Raw genomic sequence first — 23,983 nt, forward strand, 5'->3', positions numbered from 1 at the left:
CATGGGCCTGGATGGAAGGAGGGACAGGATGCGCATAGGCGAGGTGGCAGCTGCCGCGGGGGTGAGCACGCGTGCGCTGCGCTACTACGAGCAGCAGCGACTCATCACGTCGAGCCGCAGCGCCGGCGGGCAGCGCCTCTACACCCCGGATGCGGTGCAGCGGGTGCGGTGGATCCAGGCCCTCTACGCCGCGGGGCTCAGCAGCCAGACGATCGCGGAGTTCCTGCCGTGCGCACACACCGGGGTGGTCACCCCGGAGATGGTCGCCCGGCTCCGCTCGGAGCGGGCGCGCATCGACCATCACATGCGGGAGCTCGCCGCCACGCGAGCCCAGCTGGATGCCGTCCTCGCGGCCACCTGCGAGCCCGGCACGGTGTGGCCGGCCGACGGGGGTTCGGGGACCTGAGCTCCACCACCACCCGCGCGCCCTCGCCCGGCGACCTTGGTTTGTCCCCGATCGGGGATGGTCCCCGTAGGCGCGCACCAGGACCTGTGATGGCACGTCACCTCCGGCATGAACACCCGCGATGCCACCTGGAACACCCGGTCTCGTGTGCCTGACTCTCGAGGCAGCCGACACCCGGACCGTCCTCGCCCTGGCCTACGAACTGACGTCCTGCCACAACCTCACCTGACCCGGCACCCCCGAGCTCGTCCTCGGCGAACACGGAGCACGGGGAGTGGGGATCTGGCAGTACGGCTATCCCGCAACCATCCCCAACTGCTGACCACCACGGGCAGGGGGCTGCGTCCCACCGCAGACGCATCATGGTCACCACTGCCTGCCGCGCTGGAGTCGTCTGCGAGGAAGGTGTTGATCGCCTGGCATCGTTCTTCGAGGTCCTGCGGTCCGAAGCACACGGCCAGGCGCCGGCTCCATGTCCAGATGGTTTCGGCCTGCGCGGCGGTGAGTGCGCGGTGGACCACGCGCTAGGCAGACGGGTCAGCCTGCGGTCGCGCCCTGAGCAACAGACCTGCCCTGGGTGAGCGCAAGGCGGCCAGAGGTGCAGTCAACACACCACGACCGGTCCGGCCGGTACAAACCCGTTGCACGCTTGGCCACCATGCCTCCACTCCCTGCTCGGGCAGGACCTCGAACCAGGTGCGGGCGACGTCGATGTTCGGTCCGCGCGTCCGACCAGCGAGAGCGACAAAGGACGTTCTTTCGCGGGCTCCGTCACCGCTGCCCCGCCACCCGCCGTGCCACAACGTCGACACACCGCCCCACCGGCCCCGTGACTCCCGGCACACCGCCGGGTAGCCTCTCCGCGCACCTTCCAAGCCGTTCAACTTGCCTACACCGAGGTGCAGTTCGCGAACCGGAGACGTCATGCCGCAGTCGGAAGGTCAAGCCGTGTACACAGTCGAAGTGCCGCTGGGAGGCGGCGACGAGGTCGTACGAGTGCAGGTGAACGACGCCGGGGAGGACCTCGTGCGCGTCGGACGCGGCAGCCGTACCGTCGCCCGGGCCGAGCAGTCCCTGGAACAGATGCTGGACGTCGTACGGCCGGTCGCGGACGCCTTTGTCGGACGCTGCCGTGGCATGCTCCGGCCACCGGACGAGGCGACCCTCGAATTCGGCATGTCGCTCTCCGCCGACGCGAAGGTCCTTGTGGCGGGGTCTTCCGCGGAAGCCAACTTCTCCGTCAGCCTCACCTGGCAGAGCCGCGCCACCGGACCGGACTCGGTGCCGGAAACCGCGCCCGGCCCGGAGTCCGCCGACCGGGGCCCGGCGGGCGGACTCGCCTCCGGGGGCTGACTCCCACGAGCCAGGCCGGGGCTCCGCCGCAGCACTGCCGGCGCCCCCACTCCCCCATCCCGTCTCACCTCACCCCATCGAGGAGGTCCCGTGTACGACCAGGGCACTCCCGGCCGTGCTGCGGCCGGAGACGGGCACGCCGAGCCCGCCGGCCACGGTGGACAAGAGGACGCCGACACCGTTCTCGCCGCCGGGACAGTCCGCCTGCGGGACGAGCACGGCGACTCCGCCGGTACCGGATTCCTCGTGGGCGACGGTCTCGTCCTCACCTGCGCCCATGTGGTGTGCGATGCGCTCGGACAGCCCCGTGACACCGAGGTACTCCCCCGCGCCCGTGTCACTGTCGACATGCCTCTCCTCGCGGGGCCGGGCGCCCCGTGGCATGACGTAGAAGCAGAGGTGGCGCATTGGGTGCCGATCCGGGAGGACCGGAGCGGCGATGTGGCCGTGCTTCGGCTGCTCGCACCGGCACCGGGGGCGCGGCCGCTGCCGACCAGCCTGTCCCGGCGGCTGTGGGAACACGGGTCCCGCATCGTCGGGTTCACCGGTCGCTCCGACCGGCCCGTGTGGCAGCGGGGCAGTCTCCTCGGCCCTGCGGGGAAGGGCTGGGTACAGCTGTCCCGGGCCGACGGGCAGACGGTCCGTGTCACCGGCGGTTTCAGCGGCAGCCCGGTCTGGGACAACGCCCTCGGCGCCGTCGTCGGCATGATCGTGGCCGCGGAGCCCGCCCGGGACGACCAGCAGGCGTACATGCTGCACCTCGGGGCGCTCGCCGACGAGATCCCTGCTCTCGCCGAGGCATTACTGGTCCCGGCGCCCTTCCGTGGCCTGGAGCCCTTCCGCGAGGAGGACGCCGACGTCTTCTTCGGTCGTGAGGAGGACACAGAGACCGTGGTCAGGGCAGTGCGCGGGGAGCGTGCAGCGGTGACGTTGTGCGGGCCCTCGGGGTGCGGCAAGTCCTCTCTCGCCCTCGCGGGGGTGGCGCCCGTGCTGCGCCGTGCCGGCCACGAGGTGGTGGTCGTCCACTGCGGCCGCACCTCCCGTCCGGTGGGCGCCCTGGCGGTCGAACTCCTCGAACTGGCACGCCAGGAACGGTTCGGGCCCCCTCGCGCCATCGGCGTCGAGCGGGTCGTCACCTGGCTGACCGGGGCAGGCCTCGCGGACACCGTCCACCGGCTCACCGGCAGTGCCACCACCGACCTCCTCGTCGTACTGGACCAGGCCGAGGCTCTGCTCGACCTGCCCGAGGGGGACCTCACGGCCCTCTTGTCGGTGCTTTTCCCGTCCCGGCGCACCGCCGGGATGCGGGTGCTGCTCACCTTGCGCGCCGACTTCATCGACGCTGCCCTCAGCCACGAGCATCTCGGCCCGGTGCTGAAACGGGGAGCCGTCCTACCGCTGACCCCGATGACCCGGGAGCAGCTGCACGCCGTCATCGCCTGTCCCGTGGACCGCGTCCCTGGTGTCTCCTACGAACCGGGGCTCGTCCGGCGCATCCTCGAGGATGCCGGCAGTGAGCCCGGCTCCCTTCCCCTCCTCTCCTTCGTCCTGCGGCACCTGTGGGAGGAGCAGTCGGGCGGCCGTCTGAGGGTCGAGGCGTACGAGAGGGCCGGCGGCGTATCCGGCGCACTGCGCAGGCACGCGGAGGAGGCATGGCGGAAGTACGTCCCGTCCGTGACCGGTACCGGCTTTTCGGACCCCGCAGACGCCCCGGACATCCCTGACCCCATGGAGGCCGTCACACACGCGCGTCGGCTCCTCGCCGGACTGGTACGAGTGGTGCCGGGCAGCGGCGCCCCCGCACTGCGGCGGGTGCTGACCCGGGCGGAGGCCGGCGAGCAGCGCTGGCGCCTGGCCGTGCTGTTCGCCGGGAAGGACGAGCGCCTCTTGGTGCTCCACGGCGGGGCCGGTGCGCCGGAGAGCGTGGAGCTCGCCCATGAAGCTCTCATCACGGCCTGGCCGACTCTGTCCGAAGTGGTGCGCGAGGACCGGGACTTCCTCGCCGCGCGCGCGGAGTTGCAGCATGACCGGGAACGCTGGGAAAGAGCCGGGCGTGCTGACGAGCTTCTGCCGCGGGGGGCACAACTCGTCTCCCTCGAGAGCCGTCTGGCCGGGCGGACCGACGAACTGGCGGCGGCGGAGACCGAACTCCTCGACCTCGCAGCCCAGCAACGCGACGCGATACAACAACAGCACCGTGCCAGGCAGCGGCGCATCCGGTGGGCCTGGGCGGGCGGAAGCCTCTCTCTCGCCCTCATCGCCACGTTGATCGCGTTCTCCGTCCAGGAGTCCCGGGTGAGCGAGGAGCGGGAAGCGGAAGGCAGGTCCAGGTCGCTGGCCGTGCAGGCGGACGAACTGGCTGACACCAATCCCGCCCAGGCCGCTCTGGCCGCGATTGCGGGCTACGACACCTCCCCGACGCAGGAAGCCCGCAACGCGTTGCTGCGCCGGTACACCTCGGTCAAGGACAAGGCGTGGATCCTGTCGGGCGTCGAGGGAAAGATCGACAGCGTCGCCTTGAGCGCGGACGGCGCGGCGACTCTGGCGACCTCCGACACCCGGCGCGCGACCCTGTTCCTGCGTATGAAGCAGGGCAAGGTGCGTCAGGTCAACCTACGCCTCCGTCCCAACGTCCAGCAGCCCACGGTCAGCCTGGACGGGCGGCGCATCGCCTATGTGCGCGACGAGGACCGAGCTGTTGTCTGGCACGATGTCACGCCCACGGCGAAGTATCCGGTGGGGCCTGCACATGTGCTCGAAGGTCCGCCGGTGAAGGCCGATCCGGATGACTGGGGCAACCTGCGTAAGCTGATCGACTTCTCGCGCACTTCCCGATACCTCGTCGAAGCAGCGGCCGATTCCACGACGTTCCCGGTGCGTGTCTGGGATCTGAAGACGGGGCGCCGGCACGACCTGCCGAAGATCATTCCCGGGATCAGGTCCATCTGGTTCGGCCCGGACGACACCACGCTGGTGGCCATGGGGACCACCGCGTCCCAAACCGAGATGATGGACGCGGTCGACATCAGGACCGGTACGAGACGGCGCCTCGTCAAGGATGGCCGAAACAGCGGTGTGTCGGGGGACGGGACCGTGGCCATCACCTGCCACCAGAAGGACGGGGACTCCTCGGCCAACGCCCTGTACCAGACGATACGAGTGGCGGACCGGCGGGTTCTGCGCAGTTACCGACCCGACAGGACCTCGTGCCAGCCCATGATCTTCGACGCCAAGGGCGACCGGTTCGCCCTGACCGACTACGGAGACACCTGGGAAATTGTCAGGACTGACGGCGACGATCCGCCACGCAATGTCATAGCTCCTTCACGCGTTTCCACCGAAGTCACTCCTTCACAATTCCTGCTCGGCTCCGAGAGAGAGCCTGTCCTGGCCTCCAAGGGGGACAGTTCGATCTCCGGGCAAACCCTGGTCAGTGCCGATGGAGACACCGCCTACGGCGTGCCGAGACTGCTCGGGGACGGACGAACGATGGTGGTCCGCCTCGGAGAGAAGGGCGACTCCCTGCGCGTCATGGAGACCGAGGGCGACAACCGCGACCTGGCCGAAGTGACCGTCAAGGCCAAGACACCGCCGGCCAAGGAACAGGTCATCGCGATCAACAGGGCCGAGACGCTGATGGCGGACGTGTCCGACAAGAATCGGGTGACGGTCCGCCGACTGCCGTCCCTGAGCCGCGTATCGGAGTTCAAGACAGCCGCCGAACCACCCGTCGTCGACCGGGACCCCCACGACCTCTTCACCCCGCCCGGCGACGTAGGCGAACTGGAACCCGTCGACCTCGTCTTCCTGCCCGGTGATCGGCTCGTGACGACCGTTGGTTCCCTCGTCGAACAGTGGGACACCCGCAAGGGACGTCGCCTCTCCTCGATCGATCTGAACGACCTTCGACTTACTTCCCGAAAACGGCCGGAGTACTACGTGACTCCCCACCGTGACCCGGGTCTCCTGGCGGTCAGTGTGGGCGACGAACCGGACCTGCACGCCGTCGACCTGCGCACAGGCCGGGAGAGGAAAGACCTCGGCATCCGATTCGCCGACAACTTCCTCACCGCGTATTTCCTCAAGGACACGCGCTATATGGCCGTCCTGACCTCGGGACGCATCCTGGAACTGTGGTCCGTCGAACCGGGACAACGACCACGTCGAGTGGCAGCCTTCCCCAAGCCACTGCGACCTGGCGAGTGGGCAACGGGAAACCCCAATGGCGCACACTACTTTCTGGCCGCTGACAGTTCTGTGACCTTCCTGAAAGCAGACGATCCGTCGTACCGGGAGACCTACGAGTTCGCCGAGAGCCAGCGCGTCGTCTCTGCCACCAGGGACGGCAAGGCACTGTTCGGCTCTCCCGCCCCGGAGTCTTCCCTCGATGCGCTGGGGAAATCTCCCCTCTCCCTGACCCGGCTGGACCCCCTCCTGTGGAAGCGGCACCTGTGCAAGGTGATCGGCCGTGGCCTCACCGACGACGAACGCCGCGGCCTGCCCGGCCAGCTGCCGGACAAGATCTGCACCACATGATCCGCGAAGGTCTTGTCGGTGCCGCGGGGGTGTCCTGGCCGGTCAGGGGCGGCGTCATGGCGGTGCGGGTACGGCAGCGGGTCGATGTCCTCGGTGACGCGCCGGATCAGACGTCGGATGCGGGTGATCTCCGCGTCCGAGGGCATGGCCTCAGCGCGGGCCAGTCGTCTGCCTCGGCCATCGACCTCAGCTTCTCCCGCTGCCGCAGGAGGTCGTCGAGGTAGGTGCGCAGGTCGGGGAGGTAGGAGACGTCGGTGGAGAAGTGGTCGCAGCTCACGCAGCGCAACCGGAGCGTGCAGGCTGAGCCGCTGACAGCCACGTTGGTGGGCTCTGAGCTGGTGCCGAAGGGGACGACGCCCCCGCCGATGGCGCGGCGGGTGCGTTCGGCGTCCAACACGGTGGGGACGGCTCCCCAGATGCGGGTGCCGTGGCGGTCGAACTGCAGCTGGGTGACGCGCTCGACCGCCTCGCGCAGTCATACTTCCGCGACGCGGCAGTAGGAAGGGGTGGATTCGAGGCTGCCGTGGTCCATGAGTTCGGCCAGGACGTCGACGGGGACTGCGGCGTCCGCGTGAGCGTTCGCGAGCGCTGACTGCGGTCACCGTCAGTCACCTGCCTCGGGATTCCGCGCACGCTACTTCAAAGACGAACAAAGTCCGACTCGGAGACACCCCTCCGCCACCGGGACGGACAATGGCTCAGCTGTACCGCTGACCGCTACAGGTCCGCGATGCTTCCGCCGAGGCTGGCGTGCTGCATCCAGGGTCCGCCGGGGCTGAACTCCGCGGTGTGCCAGACGGTGTTGTCGGCACCGCGGTAGAAGACTTCCAGGCGGCCGTCGGCGTTGCGGGCGGCGGTCGGGCCGGAGATGTCGAGGCTGCCGGTGTCGTGGCGGAAGGGGGCCCAGACACCGTTGACCACCTTGTAGTGGTTGGTGTGGGTGGCGTGGGAGCGGGCGAAGACCTCGATCTGATTGTTGGAGTTGAGGACGGCGGCCGGGCGGTGGCTGAGTGGATCGCTCGCACTGGAGACCTGCTGCCAGCTGCCCCAGCTTCCGTTGGGGCTGAGCTGGGGCAGGTGCCACAGGGCGCCGTCGGCCCCGATGGTGAAGACGTGGATGGTGCCGTCACCGCCCAGGATGGGTGTGGGGTCGCTGTGGAGGATGCCGCCGCGATCCACCCAGCCCCCGTAGCCGCCGCCCGGGCTGCTCTGGGCATTTTCGTAGAGATGGTTGTCACCGCCGCGGGTGAAGATCACCAGGCGGCCGTCCTCGGCCTGGATCAGGGACGGGTCGCCGATGGTGCCGCCGCCCGGGGTGGGCCAGCGGCCCTGTTCGCTGGTCCAGGTGCCCGACGGTGCGCCCTGCTGGTAGGTGACCGCGACCTGCCGGTTGGTGTCGGCGACGGCGACCTCCATGCGGTCGTCGGCGTTGCGGAAAACCGCGGGCTCACTGGTGATCCGTCCGTTGAGGGTCTTCCAGATCCAGTCGCCCGTACCCCCGTTGGCCTTGGTCTGGTAGTCGACCCACAGGGAGTTGTCGGCGCCGCGGGCGAAGACTTCCAGGCGGCCCTTGTCGCCGGCGGGGAAGACGACCGGGTTGGTGGTGATGATGCCGCCCAGATTGACCCAGCTGCCGGGTCCCGCCCAGACACCGGGAGAGGCCTGGGTGAGGTTGTGCAGGGCGTTGTCCATGCCGCGGGCGAAAATGGCCAGCCGGCCGTCGGCGGCCTGGGCCACGCGGTGCCCACCGGAGTACAGAAGTCCCATGATCGATGTCTCCTTGCAGAGGGAGGTGCCGTACCGGACAGGGCCCGGACTCCGGCCCGCGCAACCGCACCCGGGAGCAGGGTGGGCGGCAGGGGGCCCGGGGAGGGTGGGATGGACACGCGGATGCCGTGCACCGCAAGGGGCGGCGGCACTCTTCGGCGAACTACAGGACGCCTGCGCGGATCCGCACCGGTGAGGTAGGCGGTGAAGGAGGGGTGTCGGGTTGCCGCGGGCGCGGTGATCGCCAGGCCTCTCCGGGAGGCGGCTCTCGGATCATCGCTCCGACCGGTCGGCGGTGCGAACGATTCCCCAACGCTGCCGGTCACAAAGAGAAGTTAATGAGGTACGGAGGGTGACGGAAGGGATAGGGAAGGCATACGCCCGAACGAAGCACCACTTCCGCCCCAAACCTGCCCGCAGGGGCTCGGGTTGTACAACGTGTTCAACAGCGCGCGCCGGCGCGAGCGATGCACTATACCTGCGGCCTCGTGTGTGACAGCGTGCGGAAGCCCTGCCCCGGCGCAAGGACTTCGGTGGATGTGACAGCGCGCGAAAGTCCTGCCCCGGCGTAAGGCTTTGGTGCTTCTGCGCGGAGCCTCAGGACCGCGGCCGCCCCCGCGCCGGGCAGTGTGGGCGACAGGACGCGTGACTGTCCATCAGCCGTTCGCCGTCGGCGCGGTGGCCGCCCTCGCCGCCTGTCCCGGCGCCGCCCGAGCTCGCCTGCCCCTGACTGGGCAGGACCAGGAATCGACCTCGTCGTACGGTGAGAGCCTGTTTTTGCACCCCGGTCGTTCGCGCGAAGCGGGGGGACTCGCATGGCAACTGACAGCTCGTCAGGACCTGCCATACCCCCCTCCCCCGAGATGTCTGCCGGACGTCGACGTCGGCCTGGCCCACCCTGTTGGCTTGATCTTCAGCTGGTCCGCCATTTCGCCGTGACTCATCACAGTTCTGCCATGTGGTGACTCCACCCAGGCCGACGCCGACCATGGTCGTCCCGCCCGCGAAGGACCGCTTCCGGCCGCACGCGGCGGCCACGGCCAGGTTCGTGCGCTCCACCCAGCGGCAGCCGCCCAGGGGTTCACGGTGTGCACCAGAGCGACGGCCCTGGCGTAGGGGCCGTCGTCGACGGGCCAGGTGTATTGAGCCGCAGCCCCCAAGGGCCGTTGACAACCGGTCGCGCTCACCTCCATCATCATTCCACTAATCAAGTAGTGAGATGGTGGTGATGGTCATGGAGTTCCGCATCGACAGGCGGAACGGGGTCCCCGCCTTCCAGCAGATCGTGCAGCAGACCAAGCAGGCCCTGCGGCTGGGTGTGCTGGTGCCGGGTGACCGGCTGCCGACCGCCAAGGACGTCGCCGAGGTCAGCGCGGTCAACCCGAACACCACCCTCAAGGCGTACCGCGAGCTGGAGCGTGAGGGGTTGGTCGAACCGCGCCCCGGCAAGGGCACGTTCGTACTTCGCACGCTGGCCCGCCCCTCGGCAGGCACCGACTCACCGTTGTACGGGGAGCTGGCGGCGTGGGTGTCCCGGGCGGCCGAGGCGGGACTGGAGCAGGAGGACGTGGCCGCGCTGGTCGCGGCGGCCTTACAGAAGCAGTACGCCACCGGTAGGGCGACGGCGGCCACGACACTGAGGAGCACTGGTGACTAACGGTATGTACGCGGGAGCGGCGGCGCTTGAGGCGCACGGCCTGGGGATGCGCTACCGGCGGGGATGGGCGCTGAAGGACTGTTCCTTCCGGCTCCCGGCGGGACGGATCTGCGGGCTGGTCGGTCCCAATGGGGCGGGTAAGACCACTCTGTTGAGCATCGCTGCCCACGTCCTGGAGCCGACGCAGGGCACGCTCAGCCTGTTCGGCGCGGCACCGGGGGTGGCGGACTCGGGGCGCACCGCGTTCCTCGCCCAGGAAAAACCCCTGTTCCGCGGGTTCACCGTGGCGGAGACCCTGCGGCTGGGGCGAGAACTGAACCCAAGCTGGGACCAGCGCGCCGCCGAGGACATCGTCCGAGCGGGCGATGTGCCCTTCGACGCGAAGATCAACACCCTCTCCGGCGGCCAGCGCACCCGCGTCGCCCTCGCTCTCGCCCTCGGCAAGCGCCCCGACCTGCTGCTCCTCGATGAGCCGATGTCGGACCTCGACCCGGTCGCGCGTAAAGAACTGATGGGCATCCTCCTCGGCGAGGCCGCCGAGCGCGGCACCACCGTCCTCATGTCCACCCACGTCCTGGCCGAAATGGAGAACGTCTGCGACTACCTCGTCGTGCTGTCCGGCGGCCGAGTACGCCTCGCCGGTGACGTGGACGAGTTGCTGTCGGTGCACACCATGGTCACCGGTATCAAGGAGGGCGAAGGCCTGCCCTCCTCCCTCGCGCACCACCCCCTTGTCGAGTCCCGGATCAGCGGACGGCAGTTCACCGCCCTGATCCGCCCAGAGGGCCCGGTCGCCGGCTTCGGGGAGACGGACAGCCCGAGCCTGGAAGAACTCCTGCTCGCCTACCTCCGCTCACCCGACGCGTCCCCTCTGATCACCCCCACCGCCCAGGCCCAGGAACGGGACCAGGCGTACAGCACCCGGACGGTGGCAGCATGAGCTCTCTCACCAGCACCTCGACGACGACCGGAGCCGAGGCCACGGGCACTTCGGGCACTTCGGGCACCGGACAACTCCCCCATCTCCTCAAGGGCATGCCGTGGCTGGTGTGGCGCCAGCACCGGACCGTGTTCTGGACCGTCCTCGGCGCCTCCGCACTCGCCGTGGCATGCATCGTCTTCCAGCGCTCCCAGCTGCATCTCGCCGGATACACCCCCGTCTCCACAGGATTCCGGCTGGTACCGGTCCTGCTCGGTGTCTTCCTCGGCGCCCCGCTGTTCGCCGGCGACCTGGAGAAGGGCACCGCCAAGCTGGTGGTCACCCAGTCCGTGGACCGTAGTCGCTGGCTGACCACGAAACTGGTCCTGACCGCACTGGTGGTCACGGTGAGCACGGTCGCGCTGTCGGCCGCGTTCGGCTGGTGGTGGAACCTCTACAAGTCCGAGGTCACGGCCACGGAGTGGATCTCCGAGGCCACCTTCAACAACACAGGACCCGCGCCCGTCGCCCTCGCCCTCTTCTCCGTCTTCGGCGGAGTGGCGATCGGCGTGGTGCTGCGCCGCACGCTGACGGCCATGGTGGTCACCCTCGGCTTCACCGTCATCGTCCAGCTCGTCTGGTCCCACTTCCTGTTGTCGCTCGGCAACGTCGTCACGATCACCACGAGCAAGGGCGTCATGGGCCGATACCCGGCCCAGATAGTGCCCACGGGCGCATACCGGATGGGCGAGGCGTCGTACGTCACGGGCGACGGGAAACTCCTCGGCTGGGGCACCTGTGCCGACGCGCAGACGGAACAGACGCTCGAGCTGTGCCTGAAGAAGGCCGATGTCGTGGGCTGGTCGGTCGACTACCTGCCGATCTCCCAGATGAACGGAATGCAGTGGTTCGGCGCGTCAATCCTGCTGGCCCTGACGGCCGCCGTCACGGTGTTCCTCTTCCTCTGGGGCCGTAAGCGCCTCGCCTGAGACCCGCCACGAGCTCCCCTCCTCCTCGTCCGCAGCGCGCCTCTTTCGCCACCCTTGTGAACGTCTCCCGGGTCTCGGAGCGGGCGAAACGGTCTGCCACTGAGGCCAACAGGCCCCTGAACGCGCTGTCGCGGGCTTCTTGGTCCGCCGTGGCCGAAGCGACCGTCTCGTTCTGATGCTGCGTCACACCACGCCATGCTGCAGGCGGTCGTCCTCTTGCCCACAACTGTCCGACGTTCATGCAGGCGCGGGAGCCTACCTCCACCACCGCTGGCAGGAGGCCGTACCAACGCCTGGAAACCATGGAGGGCCTGGGGTGGCGGCGCGGGAGACGTGCAACATGATGTTGGGCCCATGCCGAGCTGCCGGCCGACGGGCCGCTTGCTGTGCTCAACCAACCGGCGGGGAAGGGCGTGTCGAGCGCATCGTCCACGCACGCCAGGCCCGGCCGCACTACCGCTCGAAGCGTCCCGATCGCAGGCCACGACCACGTTCCGTCGTGCTCCTCACCCCGCAGGCGGATTTGTCGCCGAGCTGGCCCAGATGGATAGGGCCGGCCGGGTGCGCTCGGTCTGGTCCTCAACGCTGCCGTGCTGTGGACGACCCGCTGAGCTCCGCGCCGGTGAGCATTCGGACGGCGGGGTTGGTGGCGGGGGTGTCAGCTGTGGCGACCGGGGAGCATGCTCAGCGCTCGGGAACGCTGTGCGACGAGGTCGTCGTAAGTGCCGGCGCGCTCGGCCCACCGGTGCACGAGAGCCGCCTTCACAACGATTTCGCGGGAGGTCGGGTCCTGCGAGAGCAGGTCCATGACCTCGGTGGCGAAGTCGTCGAGCGGCAGCGCGTGCGGGTTCACTTTTTCCTGGCCTGCTGTGGCCACGGCCGGCGGGACGAGTTCGATGACGCCGAGGCCGGTGCCGTCGAGCTGGGCGCGCAGTGCCTCGGAGTAGGCGTGCACGGCGGCCTTCGAGGCAGCGTAGGTGGGCATGGGCGGGAACGGCAGGAAGGCGATGCCGGAGGTGACGGTGATGAAGGTGCCGGCGCCCCGCCGCAGCAGGTGGGGGGTGAAGGCGTCGACGACCCGGATGGTGCCGAGCAGGTTGGTGTCGATCGTGGTTGCCGCCGCCTCGAAGTGCGCGGGGTCGCGCAGGTCTTCCAGCAGCATGACGCCCGGCATCGTCACCACGGTGTCCAGCTCGGGATATCGGTCGAGCACGGCGTCACGGGCGGCTGCGACGGAGGCGTTGTCGGTGACGTCGATGCTGACCGTGCCGAACCCTTCCTGGGCGAGTTCCGCGAGTGCCTGAGGGTTACGGCCGCCGACGGCCACGGTGCTTCCTGCCGCGGCGAACCGCCGAGCCAGCTCTCGCCCGATACCCGAGGTCCCGCCGACGATGAGTACGGTGCGGTGGGAGAGGTCCATGAGGTTTCCCCTTCAGTCCAGGGCGTCGACGGCGTTCAGTTCCGCGGCGCAGGCAATGAGGTCGTCCGTCCCGTGTGGAACAGTGCTTCGCAAGTGTTCGCGGTAGCGCCCGGCGGTGGCAGAGCCCCCGTCTTCTCTGGTCCTGCCAGGGCCCCCCTTCTCACGCGCGCACCGCGTTAGCGTGGCGGTATGAAGGATTCGGAATCCGGCAACCGGCTCGGCAGCTACCTTCGTGCCCGGCGCGAGCTGGTCTCCCCGGCGCAGGCGGGGATCCCGGCCCGCTTCCAGAGCGGACGCGCGTCCTCGGCGCTGGACCAGATCCGGCGCACCTACGGCTGGATGGACAGCCATGACCCCGGCATCACCCACTGGGAAGGCACCGGCCCCGACGGGTCCCTCTACGAGGGCGCCTATACGAGCATGGCGCACGGGTGGTCCACGGGCGTACTGCCGGCCCTGACGCACCAACTCCTGGGCGCACGGCCGACGGCGCCCGGCTACACCGGCTGGGAGGTCAGGCCCCACCCCGGCGACGTGACCTGGGCCCATGGTCAACTGCCCACTCCCGCCGGGCCGTTGACGGTCGACTGGACGCACACGACGACGACGTTCACCCTCACCGTCGAGGCACCTGGCGGCACCCGGGGCGCGGTCTCCCTGCCGGTCGACGCCGCACGCTCGGTGGTGCGGCAGGAGGGACACGTCGTGCGGGACGGCCGGCGCGCGCGCGTGGTGCTGCGCACGGCGATCACGACAGGCCAGTACCGGCCCGGCGATCACCTGGGCGAGGTGGAGATCGCCGAGCGGCTGTCGGTCAGCCGTGGCACGGTGCGCGAAGCTCTGCGCCATCTGCAACAAGAAGGGCTGGTCACGCCCGGCGCCCGCGGGATGCTGCGCGTCTCGCAGCTGACGCCCACCGAGGTACGGGAGTTGTTCCAGGTCCGCGAGGTGTTGGAGGGCCTGGCCGTGGCGCACCTGATCGCCTCCCCGAAGCGAAAGCAGTCGGCCAAGGCCCTGCGCGAAGCTCTCGACCAGCTTCAGTACGCCTTCGACAAGGAAGCCGACCTGACCGCCAAGGTCGAGGCCGACCTCGGCTTCCACCTCCTGCTGTGCGAACTCGCGGGAAACTCCATGCTGTTGCGCACCTGGAAACAGCTCGAAGGCCCGATGCGGGTCGCGATCATGAGCGCGGGCGACGAGCACCGGGACGACGCCATGTCCCCCGCCACGCACGCCCCCATCGCCGACGCAATCGAGCGCGGGGACGCGGCGGCGGCCCAGGAGATCCTGCACGACCACATGGCTGCGGCGATCCGCCGGCTCGGCATCGAGAACGAGCGCATCGAAAGCGGCGGACACGAGAGCGCTTGAACCTGACGGACCAGATACGCCACACAACAGGCCCGGCTGACCCGCCTCGATGCGGCGCCGCCCATGGGAGCGAGGCCTGTTGCCGTAGGGGCCGTTCCAGTCGGGCGAACGCGATCGAGCCACTCGCGCTGCCTACGGTGTCATCGTGCCGCGCAGTCGGCGCTCGAATCCTCATCAGATGACGTGGTCCGATCGCGCCCTGCCGTCTGCAGTTGAACCTCGCGCTCTACCCGTTCTTCGTGGTCGGCAGTTACACCGAACACGAACGTCGTCCTACAGGCCCGAGCCCGCTGAAACTCCGCCGGGCGTGTTGTGCAGCGCCGATACGGCGCTGTCGCACGGCACCGGGCTCTGTATCTGCTCTGCACCCCTCCGGGAAGCAGATCCGGTGGGCTCCGGCCACACCGGGACTCGGCGAACGCGAGGTCCTGGCCGCCGGGGCCCCATAGTCACGGGGCCCCGAGCGCTCTCCACTCAGCCGGCGTTGAACGCCTTGTCGACGGTCAGCGTGTCCTCGTACAGGTGCAGGCGGACGATCCGGCCGTCCTCGACCTTCAGGTGCATGGCCGCCGGTGTGGTGAACTCCTTCCCGGTGGCCACGACGGTGTGCGTCCAGACCGCCAGCAGCACCACGTCACTTCCGTCGACGATGAGGCGTTCCAGCACGACCTCGCTCTTGCCGGGCACGAAGTGCGGCCACATCGTCGTGAAGTACGGCGCGACCTCCTCGCGGCGGGTACGGGGCCCGGTCCAGGACAGCGCGTCACTGCCGGGGACGTACCAGTCGATCTCCTCGGCGAACAGTTCCTGGATGCCGTTGGGGTCCTGCTTGCCGAGGCGCTCCACGAACTGCTCGGCCACGGTCTGCGAGGTCTGAGTATCCGTTGTCATCGTCTATGTCCTTTGTCCTTTGTCCTTTGTCTTTTCGTTCGTGCGGGGTGTGTGGGTGGGTCGGGCTGCGGCCCTGGAACAGGAAGTGCTTGCAGCTCAGCGGTCCGCCGAGCTGCATGAATGCCCCGCCTTCGCGCGCGGAGCCGCCGAGGCCGACCGGCGCGAACCCATTGCGGTCGGCAGGGTCATGTCCTAGAGCTGCGTGGCGCCGCCGTCGACGAGCAGTTCCGCGCCGGTGGTGAAAGTGCTGTGGTTGCCGGCCAGGTAGAGGGCGGTTGAGGCGACCTCGTCGGGGTGGCCGACGCGGCCGAGCGGAGTCGGTGGCGCGGGCCCGGCCGCGGTGGGCCGTGCATCGCATCACCGTGACCGGCCGCGCCGACCGCCCGTCCGACGACGCCATCAACGTGCTGCGCGCCGAGGTCAAGCAGTGCTCCTACACCGGCGCCCGGTACGAGTACGAACTCGCCGTCGACGACCTCCTCGTCACCGCCGAGAGTCCGGTCCGTCACGAGGACGCCGAGGTCAATCTGCTGATCCGTGCGGAGGATTGCCTGGTCTACCCAGCGGCGTGAGCTGGCTCGACCGTGCTCGCACGCCGGTACACGGCCGGGCCCACCGTGGGCGGCACGGTCAGCACTGAACCGAAGACGTCTACGTTGAGGGGGAGTTGGTCGGCGCCGACGCTGACGGCGACCTGCGGTCGCCGATCACGCACACCACGGTTGAGCCGGTGGCGATCGGTACGCCCGGAAGTGGCCGGGACTGGCGCGGCAGCGCACAGTGCGAAGGATGGAGACCGCCAGGCCAACCGCGCGCTGCACACCATCGTGCTGGTCCGCATGCGCCACGACCCGCGCACCCGCGAGTACGTCGCACGGCGCATCCTCGAAGGACTCAAGACGAAGGACATCTTCCGATGCCTCAAGCGCTTTGTCGCGCGCGAGGTCTACCACCACCTCACCAGCGCATTCACCGGCACATCAGCGCCGTCTCCTACGGCTTGACGATCTATAGAAGCTTCAGAGTCAGCTTCTGAAACTTCGGGGGGATCGCCCTTCTGCCTCAACTCCGTTACGGATCTCCGGGTTCGGTCTGTACCGCCGCGCGCCGACCTAGTGTGCCGCCATGACTCCCTCCGCCGATGCGACTCCACGGCCGTACGAGTCCGGGAACGACTCTCCTTCCGGGTCCGGGTCCGGGTCTTCGTCCGGGTCCCGGAACGTGCCCTCCTCGCTGTCGCGGCGGCGCGAACGGCGACGGCGGTATACCGCGATCGCGAGTGCCGCCCTCGCCGTGATCGGCGTGGTCGGTTGGCAGCTGTCGGTCATGGGGCCCAAGCCCGGCAGTCACGCGCCGATGGAGATATGCGCGCTGAACAACACCACCCTGCGCGCCGACGTGGACGCCGACGGACATCAGGACGAGATCTACGACAAGACCCGTGAGGGCGACCCCTTGGTCGTCTTCAAAGGCGGCGACACCGTCCGGGTCGAAAAGGCGCGCGGGCGCTGGCAGAAGTTCCGAGGCTTGTGGTCCGACGACATGGAAACGCGCGGGACCTTCGGGGACTTCGACGGTGACGGGTACGTCGATCTGGCCCTGTTCTACAGCCAGCACGACACCGGAGACTCACCGGAGGACAACATGATCACACACGAGGTGCACTACGGACCGCTCGCGACCGACTTGAGCAGTGCCAGGACCGGCACCATCCGCATGCCGTACGGGTCGTTCGTGTCGGGGGTGCGGGCCACGGACGTGAATCACGACGGCCGCGCGGAACTCCAGATCTTCCAGTCGACCGGGGACGGTACAGAGGGCCACTACGTCGGTCGTCAGGACGGGGACGGCATATCGGCAGCGGTTTTCGACCAGGAGAGCGGTGGCTACACGACGGGGGGATGGCACCGGCTGAAGCTCGATTGGCTCGATCTGGGAACGTGCCACGACGCTGCGAAGCCGAGGGCCACCGGCCGGTAGCCCCAGGCCCACCCACTCCGCGTAGTGGTCCAACGGGACCAGGCACGGCGCTCCGTCGTAGTCCCCGTTGTGACTGAGCGCGACACCTGGCCTTTGAGCACGATAGGTGGCCACCATCAACGTGGTGATCGCCGTACTGCAGCTCGTCTTCTACTTCCCCGTGCCGCTCGCCCTCGCGCTGTTGCTGCACAGCCTCACCTGGGGCACCGTCCGCCGCTTCGTGCAGTCGGTCGCCTACCTGCCGCACTTCGTGTCGTGGGTGATCGTCGTCGCCCTGTTCCAGCAGGTCCTGGGCGACACCGGAATGGTGAACGGGATCCTGTCCGACGCGGGGCTGCACACCGTCGACATCGTCGGCAATCCGGACGCCTTCAAACCGCTCGTCGTAGCCCAGGTGATCTGGAAGGACGCCGGCTGGGGCACCATCATCTTCCTCGCCGCGCTCTCCCAGGTCGACGAGCAGCAGTACGAGGCCGCCGCCATCGACGGCGCGGGCCCCTGGCGCCGCTTCTGGCACGTCACATTGCCCTCGATCCGTCCGGTGGTCGTGCTCCTGCTGATCATGCGGCTGGGGGACATCCTCTCCGTCGGCTTCGAGCAGATGCTGCTGCAGCGCGACTCGGTCGGCCCCCAGGCGGCCGAGATCATCGACACATTCGTCTACTACCAGGGAATCGTCGGCGGCGACTACGGATACGCCGCTGCGGCCGGCCTGTTCAAGGGCCTTATCGGGGCGGCACTCGTGTACGCGGCCAACAAAGTGGCGCACCGACTCGGGGAGCAGGGGGTCTACCGATGAGCGCGCAGACACGTCCCGGGTGGATGGAGAAGCCCAAGCCCATCACGCAGGTGGGCAAGGTGATCGCCCTCGTCGCCGTGGTGGCACTGGTGTGCGTCCCGTTCCTGACGATCGTGGCGACCTCGCTCGCGTCACCACGCGATGTGGTCGACAACGGCGGCTGGGTGTGTGGCCCGAGCACCCCACCCTCGGCGCCTACCGCGACATCCTGGACGGCGGCATCGTCACCCACGCCCTGGGGGTGAGCATCGGTGTCACCCTCGTCGGCACGCTGCTCAGTCTCGCCTGCACCGTCTTCCTGGCCTACGCGTTGTCCCGGCCGCAGGTGTACGGCCGCAAGCCCGTACTGCTGCTGATCCTGTTCACGTTCCTGTTCCCGCCGGGCATGATCCCCAGCTTCCTCGTCGTCAAGGAGCTGGGCCTGCTGGACAATTACGCCTCGCTGATCCTGCCCGTGCTGGTCAACGTCTTCAATCTGGTGGTCCTGCGCGGCTTCTTCCAGGGCATTCCCGAGGAGTTGTACGAGGCCGCTCGCCTCGACGGCGCGGGCGACCTGCGGGTGCTGTTCTCGATCGTGCTCCCTCTGTCGAAGGCGGCCCTCGCGGTCGTCGGCCTGTTCTACGCGGTGGCGTACTGGAACTCGTGGTTCTACGCCTCCCTGTACATGGAGAGCGGCCACTGGCCGCTTCAACAGGTGCTGCGCACCTACGTCGTGGCGGGGGAAGGGCTGACGGACACCACCACCGGTGAGGGCACGGTCAGCGCGCCGCAGACCGTGCAGATGGCCGTACTGGTGATCGCCACCGTGCCGATCCTGCTCGTCTATCCCTTCCTGCAGAAGTACTTCACCAAGGGCGTGCTCACCGGCGCCATCAAGAGCTGAACCTCATCTTCTTTCGTACGAGCCGCCCTCGAAAGGTCGATCAGCCATGCCCGAGATATCGCGGAGAACCGTCCTGCGCACCGTGGCCGTCGCGGGAGCCGCCGCCGCTGCCTCTCCTCTGCTCACCGCCTGCTCCGACTCCTCGGGCGGCGGTGACGTCACCAACGCGGGCAAGAAGCAGGCCTCTTGGCCCGTGTACAAGGCGGCCGCCGGCGCCAAGCCCGACCTCGCCCCGACGGAATCGGGCGTCCAGGCCGGCTACACGCACTACCCGGCGGACCTGCCTGCTTCGGTCAAGCGCACCCCGGGCGACGGCAGCACCATCAAGGTCATGTCCGTCACGTTCGGCACGCCACCGAAGGCAGCCGCGCAGAACCAGTACTGGAGGGCCGTCGAGAAGGCCCTCGGCATCAAAATCGAGTACACAGTCATCCCACAGGCCGACTGTCAGAAGAAGATGGCCACCGTGATGGCCGGCGACGCCGACGCGCTGCCGGACATCATCAACATGTTCTCCGGCTATGTGCTGCCACGCGAGGCGCAGTTCGTGCAGACGCGGGCCCAGGATCTCACCCCCTACCTGTCGGGCGATGCGGTCCTCGACTACCCCAATCTGGCGGGCATTCCCACCCACGCCTGGCGCGACATGGGCCGTGTCGGCGGGCAGATCTACGGCATCCCGCTGGAGCGTCCACTGACGGGCTCGACGCTGTGGCTCAACCAGAGCGTGTTCACCGACGCGGGGATGAAGGAGGGCTGGGCGTCCGACGACTTCACCGCTGTCGCCAAGAAGGCGACGCACGGCAAGCAGTACGCCCTGGGTGCGGCGATCGGTTCGAACTTCTGCAATGCGGTCCACTCCGCCGCGCACAACGCTCCGCAGGGCTGGGCCGTGGACAAGAGCGGTGATTTCCACTCCAATTATGCCGACGAGCGGTTCCGGCAGTCCGTCGCCTACCAGGTACAGCTGCGCAAGGCAGGCTTCTACCACCCCGACGCGACGTCGCTGTCCTCGCCCGACCTCAACACGCTGTTCCTCAACGGCACCGTGGCCTCCATGCAGAACGGCTTCGGCGCGTACACCGCGCTGTACCCGGACTCGAAGGGACTGCTCACGCCGGCGCCGGCACTGCCGTATGCCGTGGACGGCACGCCCGGTGGCCAGGTGGCCGCACGCCGCTCGTTCGGCTACACCATCCTGAAGAAGGCCAAGAAGGACCGCATCCAGATGCTGCTGCGTGTCCTCGACTACCTGGCTGCTCCCTTCGGCACGAAGGAGTGGGAGCTCATGCAGTTCGGCGTCGAGGGTGTCCACTTCAACCGGGCCGAGGACGGCCCCCCGGAGCGCACCAGGCTGGGCGAGGTGGAGAACATCACCAACCTGCCCTTCCGTTACCTGGCGGAGGGCCCGCAGGTGCTGTTCGTCCCGGGCCGGCCCGAGGCCGTCCAGGCCATGCACGCCTGGCAGCAGAAGGTCGTGCCGGTCACCATCCGCAACGCATCGTTCGGTCTCGTCTCGCGGACCGACGTCGCGCAGGGCGCCACACTCCGCGCACTGATGGACGATGCGATCACCGCGGTGATCGCCGGCCGCTCCTCCATGTCCGACCTGGACGCCGCGGTGAAGAAGTGGCGCTCGCGCGGCGGCGACAAGATCGCCCAGGAGTTCGCGAAGGAACACGCCGCCAACAACTGAGACAGCGGACAGACGCGCACACCGGCGACAGAGAGGACCGGAGGATGGCGGCCAGCGGCCGGATCACCATCCGTGATGCGGCAGCGCGGACAGAGATGTCTCCGGCCACCGTCTCGCGAGTACTGAGCGGCAACCACCCCCGTGCCTCCCACCACCCGGGCTCGGGGGCTGCAGGCCGCGCACGCCCTGGACTATGTGGCCAATGCCCGGCCCGCGCTCTGACGGGCGCGGGCCGGGGAAGCGTCGGAGTGGTCCTGCGTCACGTCACCCATCCCTTCGGCGCGAAGGTGGCGGGGGCGGTGGAAGCCGAAGGGACGCAGTTCGCGCTGGTGGCGTCGGCGCCCTCGTGACCACACGGTCCGCTGTCATCGGCCAGGCGACATCAGGTGCGGGGAAAGCTTCGGCCCCGCTCAGCCACTCACCACACCGAGAAGGACCCGGACCGTCTCCGCCATCGTCTCCCGACCGTGGGCGACGTAGGGGCGGGGGTCGGTCAGGTCGGGGCGCTCCGCCAGCGTCTCGCGGACCGCGCCGGTGAACGCGACGTTGAGAGCGGTACCGATGTTGACCTTCACGATGCCCGCCTGAACGGCTTGTCGCAGATCGTCGTCGCCGACGCCCGACGAACCGTGCAGCACCAGAGGTACGGGCACGGCCTCCCGCAGGCGTTCGATGAGCGCGTGGTCCAGGGTCGCGGAGCGTTCGGTCATCGCGTGGCTGCTGCCGACGGCGACGGCCAGGGCGTCCACGCCGGTGTCCGCGACATAGCGCGCCGCCTCGTGCGGGTCGGTGCGCACCCCGGCCGCGTGGGCACTCGCGGGGGCGTCGGGTTTGCCGCCCACATAGCCGAGTTCGGCCTCCAGCCACAGGCCCGCGCCGTGGGCCCACTGGGCCGCGGCGCGGGTGGCGGCGAGGTTCTCGGCGTACGGCTGCGCCCCGGCGTCGAACATCGCGGAGGAGAACCCCGCGTCGGCCGCCGTGCGCAGCAGCCGCATGTCCGTCACATGGTCCATGTGCAGTGCGACGTCGACGTCGCACGCCTTGCCGACCTCGGCCGCTGCCCGTGCGATCGGCTCGACCCGGCCGCCGTGGAACCGTACGGCGTTCTCGCTGATCTGCAGGATCACCCCCGGGGCGCCCGCGGCTGCTGCGCCGGCGGTGATCGCCTCGGCGTGTTCCAGCGTGATCACGTTGAACGCCGCGACGGCCCGGCCTGCGGCGGCCGCCTTCGAGACGAGTTCGCGCGTGGGAACCAGGGGCATGAGGGTGTCCCCTCGCTTTCATGTCGGTTCGGTGGGTACGGGCCGGTGTCGGCCCGTACCGCTACGTGGTTCGGCCGGTACGGATATGTGGGCGATCAGGACTTCTGCGGGGCCGGACTCACGTCCGCGCCGTCGTCCGCTGCCCCCGGGGCCACGGAACTCTCGCCGCTCTTCTCGTCGCTGTAGACCATCAGGGTCGAGCCGGCGAGGGCCAGCACGATGCCGAGGGTGCCCCATACGTTGGGGAGCGTTCGGTAGACCGCCAGGGACAGCACGATGGTCAGCACCGGCGCCAGTGCGTTGGTGACGGGGGCGACCACCGTGGCCTTGCCCCGGCTGAACGCCATGACCAGGAACAGCGCGCCGACCGCGTTGAGGACCTGCGTCACCGCGGTGAGCGCGGGCGCCTGCCACGGGGCATCGGACGGGAAATCGCCCATCATCACGAACGCCACAGGCACCAGCAGCAGTCCGCTGATGGTCATCCAGCCGAAGGTCGTCGCGTCGTTGACCCCGACCACCGCGGCCTTGCGCATGCAGAACGCCTGCACGCCCCAGGCCACGCAGATCAGGACGGCCATCAGCAGCCACGGGCCGTGCGAGTTCGAGTCGTCCTTGCCGCTGGGAATGCTGAGCAGCACGATCGCCGCCAGCGCCGCGACGACACCCACGAGGGCGAGCCGGTTGATCCGCTCACGCAGCAGCGCCATCGCCATGAGGACGGTGACCACCGGGGAGAGCGAGACCAGGGGGAAGATCAGGTACGCCGGGCCGTTGGCGAGCGCGTGGAACAGCAGCAGTTGTCCGCCGGCGCCGGTCAGTCCCGCGATCAGTCCGTACACCGCGGCTATCGGCCGGCGGTCGAACGTGTTGCCGCGCATCGCGAAGTACGCGGGAATGAGCATCGTGAAGGCCCAGATGATGTAGATCATCTCGTTGGGGTAGCCGTACCTGCTGTTCGGCTCGCTGGAGAAGGCGCCCCACACACCCCAGAACAGGACCAGCAGCGACGCGTACAGGATCCAGCTCTTCGTGCCTCTGTTCATCGGTCGTCCTCTCCTGAGGCAGGGGTCCCGGGGGCCGTGCGCAGCGCGTCGAGCGCGGGCTGGTCGAGCGGGGTTCCGGCGAGTTTTGCCGCGTACAGGGCGGCGCCTACGACAGGCTCGTAGAGAGGGTGTCGCAGCTCATAGTTGGTAGAACGATCCTTCAGTCCGGAGGTGAACGCCTCCAGAACCGTGTGGGCGCCGAAGGTGCCGCCGGAGTAGGAGACCGGTACGGTCTCGTCCGGGCCGAACTCCAGCCGTTCGCGGGTGACTTCGACGAGCAGGGCGAGTTCCCGGCCTGCGTCGGTGAGGATCTCCGTGGCGACCTCGTCGCCCAGAGCGGCCGCCTCGGCCACCGAGCGGCTGAGTGCGGCGATCCGGCTCCGGTCGCCCTGCCACTGGTTGTGGACGACGTCGATCACGTCGAGGTCGGACGCGAGATCCAGGTGACGCCGGAAGACCTCGGCCAGGGGGCCCTCGGGGAGCCGTCCGTCGCCCATCCGCGAGAAGGCGTTGAGGCCGCGGACCGCGATCCAGTGCGCCGATCCCTCGTCGCCGAACATCTCGCTCCAGCCACCGATGCGCACGCCCCGGCCCAACCGCTCGCCGTAGGTCATCGAACCGGTGCCGCTGATGACGTTGATGCCGTCGACCGCGCCCAGCGAACCCGCCCAGCCGCAGACCATGTCGTTGTCGCAGGCGTAGCGGTCGTGCCCGAGCACCGCTCGCGGGGTGGCGTCCAGGACGGGCAGATCGCGGGCCGCCTCCCCGTAACCGGGCAGCCCGAAAAAGGCGTACTCGATGTCGGCGGGGGTCAGCCCGGCCGCCGCGCAGACAGCGTCGACGCCTTCCTTCAGCACATGCTCGACGAGCTCGATGCCGTGGGAGAAGTAGTACGAACTTGCCGCCTGCGCTCGCGCCACGACTTGTCCGCCCCGGTCGACTAGGCAGAATGCGGTCTTCGTACCGCCACCGTCGACACCTAGGAACATCGTTGTACCTCCGTCCGGC

The 23,983-nt window shown here is 68.9% G+C and carries 19 protein-coding genes and 2 pseudogenes; 13 read left to right on the plus strand and 8 right to left on the minus strand.

The features are described 5' to 3' along the window. The first annotated feature begins 28 nt into the window (after positions 1 to 28). From ABD366_RS42265 to ABD366_RS42275, 3 genes are all read left to right on the plus strand, one after another. Positions 29 to 406: a MerR family transcriptional regulator gene (locus tag ABD366_RS42265; RefSeq protein WP_324770251.1), complete on the plus strand. Its 378-nt coding sequence runs from the start codon at positions 29 to 31 to the stop codon at positions 404 to 406. Positions 407 to 1,354: 948 nt separating this feature from the next. Next, complete coding sequence (locus ABD366_RS42270) at positions 1,355 to 1,759, plus strand: CU044_2847 family protein (protein ID WP_324770249.1); 405 nt, start codon at positions 1,355 to 1,357, stop codon at positions 1,757 to 1,759. 90 nt (positions 1,760 to 1,849) lie between these two features. Beyond that, positions 1,850 to 6,295 (plus strand): nSTAND1 domain-containing NTPase, encoded by a 4,446-nt coding sequence (locus ABD366_RS42275; RefSeq protein WP_324770247.1) that lies wholly within the window; start codon positions 1,850 to 1,852, stop codon positions 6,293 to 6,295. Positions 6,296 to 6,401: 106 nt separating this feature from the next. Here the strand turns inward: ABD366_RS42275 and ABD366_RS42280 are convergent, their stop codons facing one another. Together ABD366_RS42280 and ABD366_RS42285 are read right to left on the minus strand one after the other, a co-directional pair. Beyond that, positions 6,402 to 6,692, minus strand: a complete 291-nt coding sequence (locus tag ABD366_RS42280) for a hypothetical protein (protein WP_324770246.1) — start codon at positions 6,690 to 6,692, stop codon at positions 6,402 to 6,404. A 320-nt stretch (positions 6,693 to 7,012) separates the two neighbouring features. After that, positions 7,013 to 8,062 carry a PLL family lectin gene (locus ABD366_RS42285; protein ID WP_324770244.1) on the minus strand — a complete coding sequence of 350 codons (1,050 nt, stop codon included), beginning with the start codon at positions 8,060 to 8,062 and terminating at the stop codon, positions 7,013 to 7,015. A 1,219-nt stretch (positions 8,063 to 9,281) separates the two neighbouring features. Here ABD366_RS42285 and ABD366_RS42290 point away from each other — a divergent pair. The 3 genes from ABD366_RS42290 to ABD366_RS42300 are packed head-to-tail and all read left to right on the plus strand — an operon-like array spanning position 9,282 to position 11,627. Then, the gene (locus tag ABD366_RS42290) at positions 9,282 to 9,719 is read left to right on the plus strand and encodes a GntR family transcriptional regulator (protein ID WP_324770242.1); all 438 of its coding nucleotides are present in this window, start codon (positions 9,282 to 9,284) and stop codon (positions 9,717 to 9,719) included. Positions 9,720 to 9,723: 4 nt separating this feature from the next. Continuing rightward, entirely contained in the window at positions 9,724 to 10,659 is a 936-nt protein-coding gene (locus ABD366_RS42295) for an ABC transporter ATP-binding protein (RefSeq protein WP_324770311.1), read from the plus strand. Next, positions 10,656 to 11,627, plus strand: coding sequence for an ABC transporter permease subunit (locus tag ABD366_RS42300; RefSeq protein ID WP_324770241.1), 972 nt, complete (start codon positions 10,656 to 10,658; stop codon positions 11,625 to 11,627). Before ABD366_RS42295 ends, ABD366_RS42300 begins: the two co-directional genes overlap by 4 nt. Before the next feature lie 658 nt (positions 11,628 to 12,285). Here the strand turns inward: ABD366_RS42300 and ABD366_RS42305 are convergent. Then, positions 12,286 to 13,047, minus strand: coding sequence for an SDR family oxidoreductase (locus ABD366_RS42305; RefSeq protein WP_324770240.1), 762 nt, complete (start codon positions 13,045 to 13,047; stop codon positions 12,286 to 12,288). Between the two features lie 189 nt (positions 13,048 to 13,236). Between ABD366_RS42305 and ABD366_RS42310 the strand changes: the two genes are divergently transcribed. Then, positions 13,237 to 14,418: an FCD domain-containing protein gene (locus tag ABD366_RS42310; RefSeq protein WP_324770239.1), complete on the plus strand. Its 1,182-nt coding sequence runs from the start codon at positions 13,237 to 13,239 to the stop codon at positions 14,416 to 14,418. A 474-nt stretch (positions 14,419 to 14,892) separates the two neighbouring features. Here the strand turns inward: ABD366_RS42310 and ABD366_RS42315 are convergent, their stop codons facing one another. Further along, positions 14,893 to 15,309: a nuclear transport factor 2 family protein gene (locus tag ABD366_RS42315; protein WP_324770238.1), complete on the minus strand. Its 417-nt coding sequence runs from the start codon at positions 15,307 to 15,309 to the stop codon at positions 14,893 to 14,895. 192 nt (positions 15,310 to 15,501) lie between these two features. Further along, positions 15,502 to 15,657, minus strand: a pseudogene (locus ABD366_RS42320) (SDR family oxidoreductase); the annotation flags it as partial. On the opposite strand from ABD366_RS42320, the gene ABD366_RS42325 reads away from it, so the two are divergent. From ABD366_RS42325 to ABD366_RS42350, 6 genes and pseudogenes are all read left to right on the plus strand, one after another. Next, entirely contained in the window at positions 15,657 to 15,881 is a 225-nt protein-coding gene (locus ABD366_RS42325) for a TOBE domain-containing protein (protein WP_324770237.1), read from the plus strand. The pseudogene ABD366_RS42320 and the gene ABD366_RS42325 overlap by 1 nt on opposite strands. 180 nt (positions 15,882 to 16,061) lie before the next feature. Beyond that, positions 16,062 to 16,313 (plus strand): hypothetical protein, encoded by a 252-nt coding sequence (locus tag ABD366_RS42330; protein WP_324770236.1) that lies wholly within the window; start codon positions 16,062 to 16,064, stop codon positions 16,311 to 16,313. 217 nt (positions 16,314 to 16,530) lie between these two features. Continuing rightward, a complete protein-coding gene (locus ABD366_RS42335) occupies positions 16,531 to 17,289 on the plus strand; it encodes a hypothetical protein (RefSeq protein ID WP_324770235.1) in 759 nt (252 codons plus the stop codon). Between the two features lie 106 nt (positions 17,290 to 17,395). Further along, positions 17,396 to 18,088, plus strand: a complete 693-nt coding sequence (locus ABD366_RS42340) for an ABC transporter permease subunit (protein ID WP_324770234.1) — start codon at positions 17,396 to 17,398, stop codon at positions 18,086 to 18,088. Further along, positions 18,085 to 18,971 (plus strand): annotated as a pseudogene (locus tag ABD366_RS42345) (carbohydrate ABC transporter permease). The gene ABD366_RS42340 and the pseudogene ABD366_RS42345 overlap by 4 nt, the downstream one beginning before the upstream one ends. 46 nt (positions 18,972 to 19,017) lie before the next feature. Beyond that, positions 19,018 to 20,667: a type 2 periplasmic-binding domain-containing protein gene (locus ABD366_RS42350; RefSeq protein WP_324770233.1), complete on the plus strand. Its 1,650-nt coding sequence runs from the start codon at positions 19,018 to 19,020 to the stop codon at positions 20,665 to 20,667. A gap of 410 nt (positions 20,668 to 21,077) precedes the next feature. Here ABD366_RS42350 and ABD366_RS42355 read toward each other — a convergent pair whose 3' ends face one another. The 3 genes from ABD366_RS42355 to ABD366_RS42365 all read right to left on the minus strand — a co-directional run bounded on the left by ABD366_RS42355 (position 21,078) and on the right by ABD366_RS42365 (position 23,964). Then, positions 21,078 to 21,929 carry a class II fructose-bisphosphate aldolase gene (locus ABD366_RS42355; protein ID WP_344443578.1) on the minus strand — a complete coding sequence of 284 codons (852 nt, stop codon included), beginning with the start codon at positions 21,927 to 21,929 and terminating at the stop codon, positions 21,078 to 21,080. Positions 21,930 to 22,024: 95 nt separating this feature from the next. After that, positions 22,025 to 22,975, minus strand: a complete 951-nt coding sequence (locus ABD366_RS42360) for a DMT family transporter (RefSeq protein ID WP_324768807.1) — start codon at positions 22,973 to 22,975, stop codon at positions 22,025 to 22,027. After that, the gene (locus ABD366_RS42365) at positions 22,972 to 23,964 is read right to left on the minus strand and encodes an N-acetylglucosamine kinase (protein ID WP_324768806.1); all 993 of its coding nucleotides are present in this window, start codon (positions 23,962 to 23,964) and stop codon (positions 22,972 to 22,974) included. Before ABD366_RS42365 ends, ABD366_RS42360 begins: the two co-directional genes overlap by 4 nt. Positions 23,965 to 23,983 lie beyond the last annotated feature (19 nt).

The sequence above is a fragment of the Streptomyces kunmingensis genome (assembly GCF_039533535.1).
GTDB classification, from domain to species: Bacteria; Actinomycetota; Actinomycetes; order Streptomycetales; family Streptomycetaceae; genus Streptomyces; species Streptomyces kunmingensis.

Bases quoted from the DNA above. Each gene is read 5' to 3' on its own strand.
- ABD366_RS42265 (WP_324770251.1), top strand. From the start codon at position 29: ATGCGCATAGGCGAGGTGGCAGCTGCCGCGGGGGTGAGCACGCGTGCG.
- ABD366_RS42285 (WP_324770244.1), bottom strand. From the start codon at position 8,062: ATGGGACTTCTGTACTCCGGTGGGCACCGCGTGGCCCAGGCCGCCGAC.
- ABD366_RS42290 (WP_324770242.1), top strand. From the start codon at position 9,282: ATGGTGGTGATGGTCATGGAGTTCCGCATCGACAGGCGGAACGGGGTC.
- ABD366_RS42295 (WP_324770311.1), top strand. From the start codon at position 9,724: ATGTACGCGGGAGCGGCGGCGCTTGAGGCGCACGGCCTGGGGATGCGC.
- ABD366_RS42300 (WP_324770241.1), top strand. From the start codon at position 10,656: ATGAGCTCTCTCACCAGCACCTCGACGACGACCGGAGCCGAGGCCACG.
- ABD366_RS42305 (WP_324770240.1), bottom strand. From the start codon at position 13,047: ATGGACCTCTCCCACCGCACCGTACTCATCGTCGGCGGGACCTCGGGT.
- ABD366_RS42310 (WP_324770239.1), top strand. From the start codon at position 13,237: ATGAAGGATTCGGAATCCGGCAACCGGCTCGGCAGCTACCTTCGTGCC.
- ABD366_RS42315 (WP_324770238.1), bottom strand. From the start codon at position 15,309: ATGACAACGGATACTCAGACCTCGCAGACCGTGGCCGAGCAGTTCGTG.
- ABD366_RS42350 (WP_324770233.1), top strand. From the start codon at position 19,018: ATGCCCGAGATATCGCGGAGAACCGTCCTGCGCACCGTGGCCGTCGCG.
- ABD366_RS42355 (WP_344443578.1), bottom strand. From the start codon at position 21,929: ATGCCCCTGGTTCCCACGCGCGAACTCGTCTCGAAGGCGGCCGCCGCA.
- ABD366_RS42360 (WP_324768807.1), bottom strand. From the start codon at position 22,975: ATGAACAGAGGCACGAAGAGCTGGATCCTGTACGCGTCGCTGCTGGTC.
- ABD366_RS42365 (WP_324768806.1), bottom strand. From the start codon at position 23,964: ATGTTCCTAGGTGTCGACGGTGGCGGTACGAAGACCGCATTCTGCCTA.